Source organism: Pirellulales bacterium (assembly GCA_019636345.1).
Lineage (GTDB): Bacteria > Planctomycetota > Planctomycetia > Pirellulales > Lacipirellulaceae.
Window position 1 is genome coordinate 106,720 of the sequence record JAHBXQ010000005.1, and the last position, 13,643, is coordinate 120,362.

The 13,643-nt window shown below is 65.4% G+C and carries 13 protein-coding genes; 5 read left to right on the top strand and 8 right to left on the bottom strand.

Annotated elements, in window-relative coordinates:
* Window positions 1-54 precede the first annotated feature (54 nt).
* The 3 genes from KF688_13335 to KF688_13345 are packed head-to-tail and all read left to right on the top strand — an operon-like array spanning window position 55 to window position 898.
* Entirely contained in the window at window positions 55-429 is a 375-nt protein-coding gene (locus tag KF688_13335; GenBank protein MBX3426656.1) for a type II toxin-antitoxin system RelE/ParE family toxin, read from the top strand.
* Between the two features lie 38 nt (window positions 430-467).
* A complete protein-coding gene (locus tag KF688_13340) occupies window positions 468-740 on the top strand; it encodes a helix-turn-helix transcriptional regulator (GenBank protein ID MBX3426657.1) in 273 nt (90 codons plus the stop codon).
* Between the two features lie 29 nt (window positions 741-769).
* Window positions 770-898, top strand: coding sequence for a hypothetical protein (locus tag KF688_13345; GenBank protein ID MBX3426658.1), 129 nt, complete (start codon window positions 770-772; stop codon window positions 896-898).
* Here KF688_13345 and KF688_13350 read toward each other — a convergent pair.
* The 8 genes from KF688_13350 to KF688_13385 form a co-directional block, all read right to left on the bottom strand.
* On the bottom strand, window positions 893-1,180 hold the full coding sequence (locus KF688_13350; GenBank protein MBX3426659.1) for a hypothetical protein: 288 nt from the start codon (window positions 1,178-1,180) through the stop codon (window positions 893-895). The two genes, KF688_13345 and KF688_13350, sit on opposite strands and share 6 nt — an antisense overlap.
* Window positions 1,181-2,151: 971 nt before the next feature.
* The gene (locus KF688_13355) at window positions 2,152-2,934 is read right to left on the bottom strand and encodes a DUF4261 domain-containing protein (GenBank protein MBX3426660.1); all 783 of its coding nucleotides are present in this window, start codon (window positions 2,932-2,934) and stop codon (window positions 2,152-2,154) included.
* 168 nt (window positions 2,935-3,102) lie between these two features.
* Entirely contained in the window at window positions 3,103-3,978 is an 876-nt protein-coding gene (gene prmC, locus KF688_13360; protein ID MBX3426661.1) for a peptide chain release factor N(5)-glutamine methyltransferase, read from the bottom strand.
* Between the two features lie 87 nt (window positions 3,979-4,065).
* Window positions 4,066-5,145: a peptide chain release factor 1 gene (gene prfA / locus KF688_13365; protein ID MBX3426662.1), complete on the bottom strand. Its 1,080-nt coding sequence runs from the start codon at window positions 5,143-5,145 to the stop codon at window positions 4,066-4,068.
* Between the two features lie 149 nt (window positions 5,146-5,294).
* Complete coding sequence (gene rpmE / locus KF688_13370) at window positions 5,295-5,540, bottom strand: 50S ribosomal protein L31 (GenBank protein MBX3426663.1); 246 nt, start codon at window positions 5,538-5,540, stop codon at window positions 5,295-5,297.
* A gap of 362 nt (window positions 5,541-5,902) precedes the next feature.
* Window positions 5,903-8,023, bottom strand: a complete 2,121-nt coding sequence (locus KF688_13375) for a hypothetical protein (GenBank protein ID MBX3426664.1) — start codon at window positions 8,021-8,023, stop codon at window positions 5,903-5,905.
* 108 nt (window positions 8,024-8,131) lie between these two features.
* Entirely contained in the window at window positions 8,132-8,986 is an 855-nt protein-coding gene (gene kdsA, locus KF688_13380) for a 3-deoxy-8-phosphooctulonate synthase (protein ID MBX3426665.1), read from the bottom strand.
* Between the two features lie 602 nt (window positions 8,987-9,588).
* Window positions 9,589-11,055: a VWA domain-containing protein gene (locus KF688_13385; GenBank protein MBX3426666.1), complete on the bottom strand. Its 1,467-nt coding sequence runs from the start codon at window positions 11,053-11,055 to the stop codon at window positions 9,589-9,591.
* Window positions 11,056-11,553: 498 nt separating this feature from the next.
* Here KF688_13385 and KF688_13390 point away from each other — a divergent pair, with 498 nt between their 5' ends.
* Together KF688_13390 and KF688_13395 are read left to right on the top strand one after the other, a co-directional pair.
* A complete protein-coding gene (locus tag KF688_13390) occupies window positions 11,554-12,663 on the top strand; it encodes a phytanoyl-CoA dioxygenase family protein (protein ID MBX3426667.1) in 1,110 nt (369 codons plus the stop codon).
* Window positions 12,664-12,780: 117 nt separating this feature from the next.
* Window positions 12,781-13,623 (top strand): SDR family oxidoreductase, encoded by an 843-nt coding sequence (locus KF688_13395; protein ID MBX3426668.1) that lies wholly within the window; start codon window positions 12,781-12,783, stop codon window positions 13,621-13,623.
* Window positions 13,624-13,643: the final 20 nt, after the last annotated feature.

The window sequence follows — 13,643 nt, forward strand, 5'->3', positions numbered from 1 at the left end:
GCGCAACCGATCCAACACGATTTGGCATTATAAGTCGTAACGTATATACTCGTGTTGTGGGATGTCGAGTACACCGACGAGTTTGAGGCGTGGTGGGACACTCTCACCCCGTCCCAACAGAGCGACATTGACGCCTGCGTCGACGTGCTCATGGAACGGGGCCCGAACCTCGGCCGGCCATACGTCGACTCGGTGAACGGATCGCGGCATCCCAATATGAAAGAATTGCGGACTCAATCGGGGGGCGACCCGTTGCGAACATTGTTCGCCTTCAACCCGGAGCGCACGGCCATCCTGTTAATCGGCGGGGACAAGACGGGGGATGATCGCTTCTACGAACGCATGATCCCCGTCGCCGACCGCCTGTACGACGTGCACTTGATGGAACTGGAGACGGAGAACCAGGCGCGAAAGAAAGGGAACGGATAATGGCAGGACGACACCCGTGGAAGCAGCTTCGCTCAAAGATGAGCGAAGAGCAGCGCTCGGCTGCCGTCAGCAAGGCCGAGACGATGCGGATCGGCCTGCTCTTGGCCGAGATTCGCGAAGAGCAGGGCCTGACGCAAACTGTCCTTGCTGAGCGGCTTGGCGTCCGTCAGCCAAACATCTCCCAGATAGAGGCGGGCGAAGAAATCCAACTCTCGACGCTGCGCCGCCTCGTCGGCGCCATGGGCGGCCGCATCGCGATCAAACTCCCCAACCGCGAAATCGTGCTGGAGACGTTGGAGGTCGGGAAGTAGTCGGCCGCACCCGACAGATGCCTCGGGACATGCCCCTGCGCGACCTGGAAATGGCCGCCATTCACGACGCCCTCGACCGCAACGCCGGCAACAAACCCAAAGCGGACGACGAACTGGGCATTGTCATGGCGCACCTTTCTTCTGCAACCTACCTATAGCATCGAAGGGCTTGGATGCTCGAACTCAACGTTCAGTATTGACTCGCCAAGATGTTCGCACGGCTGCTCCAACTCGGACGGGGCGAGCAACACAAGCGTCACGATGTCCGCCTGGATTTGCGGCGGCAGCTTGTCGAGGAACGGTTCGACAATCGAATCACGGTCGTCACGCGGCATCGACTCGAACTTCGCGTCGATCACCCTAACGCGGAGCGAGGCGGAGTTGTACCGATACGCGTCAACCCGATCCAAGCCCTCGTTGCGCAGATGATCTTCGACCATCCGGGACTCGTCCGTTCGCATGGACTCCCAGTCGGACGTTTGTTTCGTCGTCATAATTGCAATTGCCCTCTCACCCAGTCGTGGATTGCGACGCAAGTCCTAAGAAACCCCCTCGTCTCGCCGCGATTTCGACGTCCCGTTTCGTACCGCAGGTCGGTCTTCCAATCGAAGCGTCGCATTCTCCTTGCCAATTCCGGAGTCAGGCGAACGCCGAGATTTCGCAACTCCCCCAAGAGCGTTTCCAACTGATGCATTCTAGCTCCCGATGAGATTCTGGACAATTTGTCAGGCCGTTCGTCAACCGGCGTCCTTTCAAGGATCAATGCTTTGAGCGAGCATTCCACTCCGTATCCGCCGACGTATTGCGCGTCGAGCGTAAAATCAGCGCCCAGCAACGCTTCCGCAGCGTTGATGCGCTGTGCTGCGACTCTCAAGAAATCACGACTCGTCTGGGGCTGCATCTATTCAATTGGACTCTGCCGACGACTTCCTGACGGCGAACTCTTGTTGTTGGGTGAGTCTTTTCCGAAGCAACTGCAAATTTTATTCGGAGGAGCGTCCAAGGTATGAAGACTGTCAAATGTAGCGTTCGGCCGGAGGCTGCTTCAAGATTGCAGGTCGGAAGCCCCCGCAAGGCATGACGTCCGCAAAGTGACTCCCAGCGGTGCTGAGCGAGGTTCCAAATTGCCCCAAGTTTCCTGTAGAAATTGAGCCGCCATCGCGTGTAGAACGAGGGCGGCAAGTCGCGCTCGGCGACGAGCGGCGCGTGACCTGCGAACAGGCGACGACAGACGCTGCCCGGAGTTTTGCACGGCCGCGCGGGATTTTGCTAGCAAAACTCCGGCCGGCGGCGATTGCGGCGCAATCGCAAACTGTTGCTCCGAAATCCCTTAGGGCCGCTTGACCCTCGCCGTTGCCCTGACTTTTGCACAGTGAATGGCGATATTATTGCTCACCAGCAAAATGACGCCCTACGCATCCCACTCGAGCCGCACGACCTCCATGTCTCCGCCGAGCATCGAGCCAGTGCGGCGCACCGTCGCCTGCACTCCCTCGGCCAGGGCGATCGTGTCGCCGTCGCTGACGACTTGTTTGCGGTCGAGCAGGTAGTGGGCCGCGTTGTAGGCGTGGCGGAGCAGTTGTTGCGGTTCGCCTTTGAAGAGCGGGACTTCGATCTCGCTTTGTCCCAGTGCGGCCAAGCCGGTGGTATAGAGCCGCAGCACGCTCGCTCCCTCGATGACGCTCGTGTGCGCCGGCTCGATGCGAAAATCAATCCACAGAAACAGCGGCAAATTCGCCAAGGTCGAGGGACCTGCCTGCTCGACGAAGTCCGCCGGGCGATGGACCAGACGCCCCGGGCCCCACAACACGCCGCAGGCCGGGGCGGCGGCGGCCAGCGTCGCCGTCCAGCGCGTCAGCGTCAACGCGGACTCCATCGCCGAGCCCCCCTCGTCGACTAGCGTCACGAGCAAGTGGGCCGGGTGATCACGCAACTCGTCGGCCGCCGTCGGCCAGTACCACGCGGCGCTCGCGGGACCCTCAAGCTGCGACCACGGGATCGGCCGGTCGATCAATCCCGCCGCGACCGTATGCTCGCCGATCGTCGCCGTGAGCAACCGCTCGGTCCCTTGCCCCAGGTTCGGCTCAGGCGAGCCCGGGAACTGCGTCCGGTACGTCACGGCAATGGTCTCGGCGGTCGGCAGCTCGATCCGCGACAGGGGAACCAACGTCAGCCAGCGAAGCGGATTGGACATGCGTACGAAGCGTGAGCGGACAGTCGCAATGGGTGCAACGAGCAATGGGTGCGATCGGCAAGCTGGCGGCAACGCCCCAGCCGGAGGGCCACGCCTTCCGAAAAATCGCAGTCGAAATTGGAACCCTCGTCCTCCGGACCGCGTGGCGGTCCGGCCCAGGGGCGGGGGTCAGGGTTCGCGCCGGGCTTGGACAATTCGCGCAAGGCCGTTGGAATCGTCGAGCGTGTCGCCCCGCGCGAGGCCGGGGGCGGCGTCGATCAATCGCTCGACGCGCTCGGCGATCGCGGGGCTGATCTCCATCAGCAGCCACCCGCCCGGGGCGAGTCGAGCGGGCGCCGCGGCGAGCAGCCGCTCGACGACCATCGTGCCGTGCTCGCCGCCATCGAGCGCGAGTTGCGGTTCGTACCGGCGCACGTCGTCGGCCAGCGCCGCAAGTTCGGCCGTCGTCACGTACGGCGGGTTGCTGACGATCAACTCAAAGTCCCCGCTCGCGGGAACGGCCGCGAACAAGTCGCTCTCCACGAATTCGATCCGTTCGGCGACTCCGTGCTTCTCCGCGTTGCGGCGAGCGACCGCAAGCGCCGCGGGACTGACGTCGACGGCCGTCAAGCGGACTTTCGGGTTGTGCTTGGCAAGACAGACGGCGATGGCGCCGCTCCCCGTGCCGACGTCGATCGCCTGGGGGGCCCCGTCGGGGCGGGCCTTAAGCAGGTCGAGCGCCCGGACGACAAGCCCCTCGGTCTCGGGGCGCGGGATGAGCACGTCGGGGGTCACGGCGAAGCTGAGCGAGAAGAACTCCCGCTTGCCGACGAGGTACGCCACCGGCTTGCCCGCGGCCCGCTGCTTCACGAGCTCGCGAAAGCTGGTCCGCAGTTCTTCGCTCGCGGGCTCCTCGAACGCGGCATACAGCATAATCCGCTCGCAACCTCGGGCGTGGGCGAGCAGCACCTCGGCGTCAAGCCGCGGACTCTCGGCCCCGCGCTCGCGCAGGAATTCGGTCGTCCAGTTGAGCAGCCGGCCGATGGTCCAGGGGGCGTCAGACATGCGGGGGGCGTGCCGATTGCAAAAATGGGAATTGCAAATTGCAGACTGGCGGACGCATCCCGATCGCGAGACGCCGGAAACGACTCCCTACTCGTCCATGTCGCCGCGCAGTTGCTGGCGGTCGTAGTCGACCAGGGCGTCGGTCACCTGCTGGAGATCGCCGGCCAGGATCTGGTCGAGCTTGTAGAGCGTGAGTCCAATGCGGTGGTCGGTCAGCCGATTGTCGGGGAAGTTGTACGTGCGTATCCGCTGGCTGCGATCGCCGGAACCGACGAGCGTCTTCCGTTCGTCGGCACGCTTCTTGTCCTCGGCCTCGCGTTTGGCCTCGTAGACGCGGGCCTTGAGCACGCGCAGGGCCTTGGCGAGGTTCTTATGCTGGCTTTTTTCGTCCTGACACTGCACGACGATGCCCGTTTCGTAGTGCGTGAGCCGCACGGCGGATTCGGTCTTGTTGACGTGCTGCCCGCCGGGGCCGCTGGCGCAGAACTTGTCGAGCCTGTAGTCGTCCGGCTTGATCTCGATCTCCACGTCCTCGGGCTCGGCCATCACGGCGACCGTGGCCGCCGAGGTGTGGATGCGTCCCTGGGTCTCGGTCGCGGGGACGCGCTGCACGCGGTGGCCGCCGCTCTCGTAGGCGAGCTCGCGATAGACCCCCTCGCCCTCGACGGCGAGCGAGATTTCCTTGAAGCCGCCGAGTTCCGTGGCGCTGTGATCGAGGACCTCGATTCTCCACTTCTTGGTCTCGGCGTGCCGTTTGTACATTTCGTACAGATCGCGGGCGAACAGGGCCGCCTCGTCGCCGCCGGCGCCGGCGCGAATTTCCATGACGCACCGCGTGCGGTTCGCGTCGGCCCCGCCGAGGGTGAGGCCCAAGAGCTCGTCGTAGATCGCCTCGCGCTGGGCGATGAGATCGGGAAGCTCGGCCTCGGCCAATTCGGCCATCTCGGGGTCGTCTCCCTCGACCATCCCGCGGGCGTCGGCGATCTGGCCCGCCAGTTCCTTGAAACCGCGGTACTTGTTCGCCAATCGCTCGAGCGAGCCGCGCTCGCGAATGACCGCGGTCAGCTTCGTCGAGTTCCCCAACACCTCGGGATCGACGAGTTGCCGGTCGAGTTCTTCGAACCGCGCGAGTTTTTCTTCGAGAAGTTCGCGCATGGGAGGGAGCAGGCCGGAGGAAGGAGGAAGCGGCAAGCCGGCGGGTCGCCAAACACAATGAGCCGCACGCGCTTGCGTCGGGCGACCCCGCAGTACAGGGGGGGCGCGCGGCTAGCGCCGTCGGCTCACGAGGCCCGCAGGGGGCCGGTGCGGCAAGGCAGCTACTTCTTCTCGTCCTTCTTCTTGCCGCGTCCGAGGCTGGCGTAGCCGGCGGCCGCGAACTTGTTCTTGAACTTCTCGATCCGGCCTGCCGTGTCGACGAACTTCAGCTTGCCGGTGTAGAAGGGGTGGCACTGGCTGCAAATGTCGACCTTCAGCTCCTTGCGAATGCTGCCGGTGACGAACGTGTTGCCGCAGCCGCAATGGACGTGCGTTTCGTGATATTCGGGATGAACTCCTGCCTTCATCGTCGCACCATGGTCTTTGCCGGCCCCTGCGCCGTAAGGCGGGGACGCAGCGTGTTCGGAGGGGCCAACCCCGACGGGGGCCGGCGAATCCCTAAGAATACCGGCCTCGCCGGCCACCGACAAGACGCACCCCGCGAATGCCGCGCCCCCCATTTGCCAAATTGACGGGTGGCTGGGGTCGAACGAAGTGAGCCCCCAGCGGATTCCCTGGGGGCTTCGCTGCGCTGCGACCCCAGCCACCCTTCCAAGGCCGCAAATGGTATCACTACCCCCGCGGAGGTCGCGCCCCCATGTTCGCGACCCGCCGAAATCCCCGCGAAATCGGTTGTTCGGCCCGCCAGCCTTCGCGAGTCGCCGCAAATTCAGGGGACGTCGTCCACCGCGGGCGATTCAGCCGGGGAGGAGATCTGGGTGCTCCACTGGCGAGCAAGCGCCTGGTTGCCCGGCCATTGGGGGGCCGTCCGGGGGGTCTCTTCAAGCAGCTTGATCGCCGCCGCGAAAAGTTCCGAGCCCCCCTCGGCGTCGCTCTCGGCCAGCCGAGCGAGCGTCCGTGCCAGATTGTAGCGGGCGCCCTCGCGCCACGGCCCGTCGGGGGCCGCCTGCAGGGTTCGCTTGTCGAGCCAATTGCGGGCCGCTTCCAGGTTCCCCAGGTCGTAGCTCAACAGCCCCAGCCAATAACTCGCCGCGCGCTTCGCCGCGATCGAAACCGCTCGCTTCGCGGGGTCCAACGCTGCGAGCCGCGCCTCGGGCATCAGCACCCGCTCGTGGTAGTAAAGCGGGATCGCATCACGATGCCCCTCCTTGGGGGTCGCCAACGGGTCGTCGCGTCGATCGCGGGGAACGTCCTTGTGCCCCATGAAGTGCAGCGTCCGGGCCTTCCACAACTCGGGGGCCTGTGCGAACGGCGCGAATTGCTCGACCTCGGCCGTGCGCGTCGACGAGCGGGTTGAGTAGGCGCCGGCCAGCCCGGCCAACGTTCCGGGCCACAGCGACGTGGCGTCGATCGGCGCCGACTTCAGGCGCTCGACCATCCCCGGCACGTTGGCTGTGAGGAAGACGAGTTGCTCCCCCTTGAGGGCCGCTTCGAGTCTCGCCGCTCGCCGCGTCAACTGCAGCGGCGAGGCGACGATCTGAGCCGTGACGTGCGTCAAGTCGGACTCGGCAAGCGGGTAGGGCGCGTCCGGCACGTCGAATGCCCGCACGAGCGCCGGGGTCGCCTTCAACTCGGTCAGCGTCGCGATCCCCCCGGCGCCCGGCAGCGGCAGACCGTACTCGGGATCGAACAGCAGCCACCCCTGTTCGCCGAGCGCGGCCAGGAGCGCCCGCGCCGGTTCCGCGTCGGCCGCCGGGGCGAAGGCCATCATCGCCGCAGGGATCCTCAGTTGCCGGCACAACTCCACGAAGACCCACGCGCGGTGGTCGGCCGAACCGTGGCCGTAGGCAAGCGCCTGCCAGGGAAGGTGGATTGTGCGGGCGGCGTCCGGATCGTCCAGTTGAATGTTTCGCACCACCCAATCGAACAGCGCAGCGGCCGTGTCGGCGTCGGTCACGGCGGGGCCGCGAGCCCAAGCGGCGACATCGCGGGTCCAAACAGCTTGCTGCAGGAGTCGCCCTTCGTAGTCGGCGAACAGCCCCCCGTCCAAGTTCGTCGGTGCGATCGCCTCGGTCGCGCCCTTGGCGGTCCGCAACTCGGCCGGCCAGGAATCGACCAAGGGGGGCGCAGGCCAAGTGTCCGCAGGGGAGCCGATGTTGCGCAGCCATTGGTTCGCCCGTTCAACCAACTGGGCCAGCGCTCCCGCGTCGGGAGTCGGTTCCCACCCTAGCGGCGGCTCGCGGTTCACATCGTACTGATCGAGCGCCCAACGGATCCGCTCCATCCGCTTGTCGGAATAACGCCAGATCTCGACCCGCTCGGGATACTCGACCGCCTGATTGAGTTCGACCCCCAACAGCAGCGCACTTTCAGGGTCCTGGAGATCGAGCCGACGGACCGGAATCTCGATCGAATCGCGTTCCTGGATGCCCATCTCCTGCATCTGGCGCGATTCCTCGTCGGCGTCGTCGACTTTGACATAGTAGATTCGCACCACGTCGAGCGGCCGCACGCCGAGGGTGCGGAAGTTGGCGTTGCCGGTCGTGACGCGCAAGTAATTGACGCCGGTCTCCGGCGAGGCGGGATTCGGGGTGATGATGGCCCGAATCTCGCGGCCGTCGGAACTGTTCGCGGCGGTGAGCACCGGCTCGGCGGGAGCGAGATTCAGGTCGTTCCGCTCGGCCAGATCGTTGAGCGATTCGGCGACGCTCGCCAGGAGCGCGTCCCCCTCGGCCCGCTTGCCTCCGCCGGCGCCGGCGCTGCGTCGACCGCGCTGCGCTTGGGGCGGACCGCAACCTGCGACAATCAACCAACACGCGACCAGCGCAACCAGCGACAAATACGCCCCGACATGCATCCGCCGGGACCGAGTGCAGAGAGGAACAGGCATCGCAATTCGGAAATATCAGGCGGGAAGGAGTCAGGCCAGCCGGGCGGTGTGCAAGCCCCCCCGGCGGCGCGGCGATTTCGGCTCAATTCGCAGCCGACGACGGCCCTGCTAGAAATCAGCCTCGGCCACGGCGCGAATCGCCGTCAAACGCTTCATCATAGGCTCGATGGCCTGCAAGGGCACCATGTTCGGGCCATCACTGGGCGAACGGTCGGGGTCGGGATGCGTTTCGCAAAACAGTCCGTCAGCCCCGACGGCCATCGCAGCCCGGGCCAGCGGCTCGACCATGTCGCGGTTGCCCCCGGTCGCTCCCCCCAGCCCTCCCGGTTCCTGGACGCTGTGGGTGGCGTCGAACACCACCGGAACGCCCAAGGCCTGCATCTGCGGGATCGAACGCATGTCGTTCACCAGCCGGCCGTAACCAAAGAACGTACCGCGCTCGCAGACCAGCACGTCGCGGCAGCCCCCCTCGTCCAATTTGGCGACGACATGCTTCATATCGCCGGGAGCCATGAATTGGCCTTTTTTCACATGAACCGGCCGGCCGGTTGCGGCTGCGGCGGCCAACAAGTCGGTCTGCCGGGCGAGAAAGGCGGGGATCTGCAGGAGGTCGACCGCCTCGGCCGCCGGGGCGGCTTGGCCGGCCTCGTGGACGTCGGTCGTCACCGGCAGACCCGTCGCTCGCTTCACTTCCGCGAGCATCGCCAGCCCGGCCGCGAGCCCCGGCCCGCGCGGCGAAGCGATGCTGGTTCGATTCGCCTTGTCGAACGAGGCCTTGAACACAAGCTGGATGCCGAGCGAGTCCGCGACCCGCTTCAGTTCGACGGCGATCTCCATCGCTCCGTCGAGATCCTCCAGAACGCAGGGCCCGGCGATCCACAACAGCGGCTCCCCCTTGCCGCAACGATAGGGGCCGATCTGGGCGGGGTTGTGTAGCACGCAGCAGACTCCCAGGCTCAACACGGTGAGGGAACAAGCAGGTCTCAACGTGAGAACAGCCCTCGGCAGGGCGCCTGTCCCCGCAGCGGCGACATCGTCCGCAGACAGCGCCGGGTACGTTCCGCCCTAGCGGCAGCCTAGGGGATAACCCGATATTTGACAACGGGTTACGACGGAGTCGCCCTGTCGGACCGTCTCACATCGAGACTAATCGCCGCCGATGCGTCAGCTTTTCCGAGGCGCGGGCAAACAAGTGTCTGATATCGCTACCAAAGCGGAGTTTTGCCCGAGTGAAAACCGAACGCACGGGGCTGCGCCGGCTCGCGGCGACGCCTGGGATTCGCCCGCGGACAAGACCTCAACTAGCGATGGCATAACGGCTTATGAGCGAACTGCCGTTAGCTGCGATCGCACGTGCAACGATTGGCACGCGAGGTGCGTTCCAATCGTCTTTGCGTGGCGCCGACCCTCGTCGCCGCCACGCCTCAATTTGCTGGCCCGCGGGGCCTCGGACGACCGTCGGTTGAGCAGTTCACTTGCCCCTGACTGCTGAACCAAGCCAATGCGTATTTGGCTCGTCCGAGGCCCGCTTTTTTTGCTGCATTCAAGGTCGGCTCGCAAGCGTTTCACCAGCCGCGTTTGACTTTGCGGCCCCAGACCGGGCCCGGCGTCTCGCTGTGATAGGGCCGCCTCGTCTTGAGCGCGAGCAGTTTCATCGCCTCCGGGACGTCGCTCTCGCGGAACGTGCCGCCGTTCGCCTCCGCGATGAGCTCCAGCTTCGCACGACTCGCCGTGCTCCGTCCCAGCCCGACGGCGATCGAGTGAATCGCAAACCGGCGCGTCTCGCCGGCCAGCAAGTACTGCAGTTTCTTCTGACTTTGGATCCGTCCGTCCGAGAGCAGAAACACGGTGTCCGGGCCGATCGACGCGGCGGCGGCGAGCGCCTCGTCGACCGAATCGCCGAGACAAAGCTCAACCGTATCGAGCCAGTCGTCCAGCAGTTGCTTGTTGCGGTCGGTCGGCTTGACGAACTGCATCGCTGGCTGCGGGTAGAACAACGGGTAGATCGTGTCGCTGTAGAAGATGACGTAGAACTCCTGCTGGGGCGTCAGCGCATCGACGCAGCGGCGCAACTCGGCGAGCACCGTTTCCAGTCGTCCGCCTTGCATGCTCCCCGAGTTGTCGAGGATGAACACGATGCGGCGCCCTTCGATCTGCAAGCCGAAGAACTCGGCCTGCGGGATGTCTCCGCGCCCTGTTGCCTCGCCGGCGGCAGCGAGTCCGTCTCCGGCGAACATGGCGCCCACGTCGCCGAAGCCCGCGTCCCCCAGACCGCCGGGGGCAATGAGATCGGAAAGCGCCTCAGAAGCGGCGACCTCGCCCAGCATGGCGCCGCCGTCGGTCGTCAGTTCCTCCCCGGCGAACTCGACGAACTCCGTCAGAACGACTTCCTCCAGCGGTTCCGCCTCGGCGACGGGGATCTCAGCGAACAACTCCTCGTGCAGCGGCTCATCGACCGTCAGCAGCAGGTCAAAATCGTCCGCCACCCCTGCGATCGTCGCCAGACTCAAGACGACCAGCGTCGCGACATGCAGGAGAACTGAACTGGCGACCACCGAGAAATCGCGACGCATTCGGCGCACCGAAGCGGCCCGCTTCGCCGCGACTCGCACCGGAGGCGTATGCGGAGCGGCGCGACGAACTTCGCCGCGCTGATTCGTCGGCGGAACGCGCCGAGCGGCGGCGGCATCCGCAGCGTCTGCGGGCTCGACGTCGGCCTGCGGGGCGGGGTCTCGAGGGGCGCTCGTCGGCGCGGGCGAAAGCCGACGCGGCGCCGCCCGACGCGTTCGCCGGGAGCGAAACCGAGCGGGCGTCAAATCGCCGACAATCGGCGCAGCGCCGTTGGGCCGGCCTGCGGAGACCTCGACGAAGAACGTTTCCACCGCCGGGTCGACGGTCTGAACGTCGGCCGGCTCTGCAACGGCCTCGACTCCGTCGTCGATCCGCTGGGCCTCGGTGCGCAGTTCTCGCAACAGCGGCTTGCGCGCACCGTCGAGGCGGCGTTCGACGACGTCTTGCGGATCGATCGGCATGCCAGTCGCCCTTCCTCGCTGGCGTAGGCGCCTGCATTGCTGGCGCCGGAACGGGTTTTGATTCTAGCAGCGAGGCGCATGGAAATCCAAAAAACCCTTCTCCTTGGTGTGAAACCAGTTAGGGCGATCCTTTCGGGTCGTCTCGGGCGCCGGCGACGGTCCGAAAGCCCCGCGAGGCCCCAGGACTCACGTGCCCGACATCGCCGTCAACGCGCACTCCTGGCTACTGTGCTAGCAACCGCTGGCTCGCCGAACGCCTACGACGAACCTGCGGCTCGCGGACGGCTCGCAATCCGCGAGCCGCAGGCATTGCCAGCAGAGCAATCGGCGGCAGCCCTCCGGACATTCTGGAACTTCGACTGCATGAATCAGGCGGAGTTTGACGAATTATCCGGTCAGGTACTCCGTCGCCGGCGCGGAACCGCGCGGGACGAATTCTCGACCTGCGACTTCGCACCCTCCTTCCTCGCTCCCCTCGTCCTTCGGGCCCTTTCGATTATGAACCTCCATCCCAAACAGCGTCCCCTGTGGCAAAAGGCGATCGCTTGGCCGGCGTTGGCCGGCATGATGGCCTATAAGGCGTCGCATTTGCCGCGGCGCATCTTCCCGCGCGCCATCCGCGCGATGCTCAACAACTGGGACTACCGCACGTACGGCGTGCTGCTGAAGTCGGGCCTCAATCGGGCCTACATCGATCAGCCATGCGAATTCAAGATGCCGACGTCGTTCGAGCCCAAGGCGCAAGTCGCTCCGGAGTACCAGATGACTCCGGCCCAGATTAAGCAGTTCTACGAAGACGGCTTCATCGGCCCCTTGGACGCGTTCAGCCGCGAGGAGATGGCCGACTTCCGCCAGGACATGCTGGCGGTCGAGAACACGAACAATACGACTTTTAACTTCGTCACGCCGCGAGATCGGCACTTCGAGATGCCGCGGCTGTGGAACTACATGAAGCACCCGGCAATCACCGAGCGGCTGGCTCAACTGCTGGGTCCGGACATCAACGTGTGGCGCACGCAGATCTTTTTCAAACCCCCGAAGTCGCCCGCCATTCAGTGGCACCAAGCGAGCACGTTCATGGTCGAGGACTACCTCAACCCGGGGCTTTACCCGGAGGATCGCAGCGAGATCTTCCAATTGACCGTCTGGATTGCGGTCGACGACACCACTCCCGAGAACGGCTGTCTCGATTTCGTCCGCGGCTCGCACACGTCGGTTCGCACGATCAAGTTCGGCGGCGAGGAGGGCTTCTACAACGCCCAGTTCTCGCTGCAGTTCGAGCGTGATCCGTCGAAGTACGTGCGAATCCCCTGCAAGGCCGGGCAGTTCATCATCTTCACCGAGCGATGCATCCACGGCTCGGGCCCGAACACGACCGACCGGCATCGGCTGGCGTTCAACCTGCGGGCGATTCCGACCCACGTCCCCGTGTATCGGGGCGTGGAGAAGTACCGCAGCGTCTACAACGGCGGCAAGTACGATCTGAAGAACTGGGGGGTCGTCTCCTTGCGCGGGACGGACCGCCATCAGTTGAGCCGGACGATCGACATCGACGCCCTGCACCGCCAGCTCGCCGAGCGGCAATCGCAGCAGCGCCGGGCGGCCTGAGCGGGCCCCTGCAATCGACGACGCCCGACGTGCGGCTGCCGACCGCTCGGCAGCCGCACCGGCGTTGACGGAACCTGCAACGCCATTGTGACGATTCCTCTCTGATCAACTGACCCTATGCGCATTCTTCACGGCAAGTCGGCGCTTGTGACGGGGGCCGCCTCGGGAATCGGACGGGCCTTGGCGCTGCGTCTCGCCGCCGAGGGAATGCGGCTCTACCTGCTCGACGTCGACGAGGCCGGTCTGACGCGAGTCGTCGACGAGTGCCGACCGCTCGGCGTCGAAGCGATCGGCCGGCGGTGCGATCTCGCCCAACGAGTCGAGATTTCGGCCGCGGTCGCCGCGATCCTCGACCGCTGGGGCAGGATCGACCTGTTGGTGAACAACGCCGGAATCACCTACTACGGCCGCACCGTCGAGATGACGGCCGAGCATTGGGATCGACTTCTGGCGGTCAATCTTCACGCCCCGGTGCAGTTGGTCCGCGAACTTCTCCCCTCGTTCCTGGCGCAAGGCGAGGCGCATATCCTCAACGTGGGAAGCGTCTGCGGGCTGGTGGGCTTGGCGCGCGTGGCGGCCTACTCGACCAGCAAGTTCGCGATGGTCGGCTTCAGCGAGTCGCTGCGGTCGGAGTACTCGCACTGCGGCCTGGGCGTGACCGTCGTTTGTCCGGGGTTCGTCGATACGAACTTGTTCGCCACGGCGCCATTGGGCCCCGACCGGAAGTGTCATAAGATCCCGCCGCGGTGGCTGATGACGACGCCGGAGACGATCGCCGCCCGCGCCGTCCGCGGCATTCGACGCAACCGAGGGGTCGTCGTCGTGCAACCGTATGCGCACGTGATGGTCGGACTGAAGCGGTTCGCACCTTGGGCGTTGGAAGGGTTGAACCGGCTGCGGCGCAAACGGTCGCTGCCTGGCGGCGCCCCCGTCGCGGCCCCCGACCGCCGCGCCGCGTAATTGCAGCGCCGCTCGACGCG

Coding starts and splice junctions, on each gene's coding strand:
- KF688_13340 (MBX3426657.1), top strand. CDS start 468: ATGAGCGAAGAGCAGCGCTCGGCTGCCGTCAGCAAGGCCGAGACGATG.
- KF688_13345 (MBX3426658.1), top strand. CDS start 770: ATGCCCCTGCGCGACCTGGAAATGGCCGCCATTCACGACGCCCTCGAC.
- KF688_13350 (MBX3426659.1), bottom strand. CDS start 1,180: ATGGTCGAAGATCATCTGCGCAACGAGGGCTTGGATCGGGTTGACGCG.
- KF688_13355 (MBX3426660.1), bottom strand. CDS start 2,934: ATGTCCAATCCGCTTCGCTGGCTGACGTTGGTTCCCCTGTCGCGGATC.
- prmC (MBX3426661.1), bottom strand. CDS start 3,978: ATGTCTGACGCCCCCTGGACCATCGGCCGGCTGCTCAACTGGACGACC.
- rpmE (MBX3426663.1), bottom strand. CDS start 5,540: ATGAAGGCAGGAGTTCATCCCGAATATCACGAAACGCACGTCCATTGC.
- KF688_13375 (MBX3426664.1), bottom strand. CDS start 8,023: ATGCCTGTTCCTCTCTGCACTCGGTCCCGGCGGATGCATGTCGGGGCG.
- KF688_13385 (MBX3426666.1), bottom strand. CDS start 11,055: ATGCCGATCGATCCGCAAGACGTCGTCGAACGCCGCCTCGACGGTGCG.
- KF688_13390 (MBX3426667.1), top strand. CDS start 11,554: ATGAACCTCCATCCCAAACAGCGTCCCCTGTGGCAAAAGGCGATCGCT.
- KF688_13395 (MBX3426668.1), top strand. CDS start 12,781: ATGCGCATTCTTCACGGCAAGTCGGCGCTTGTGACGGGGGCCGCCTCG.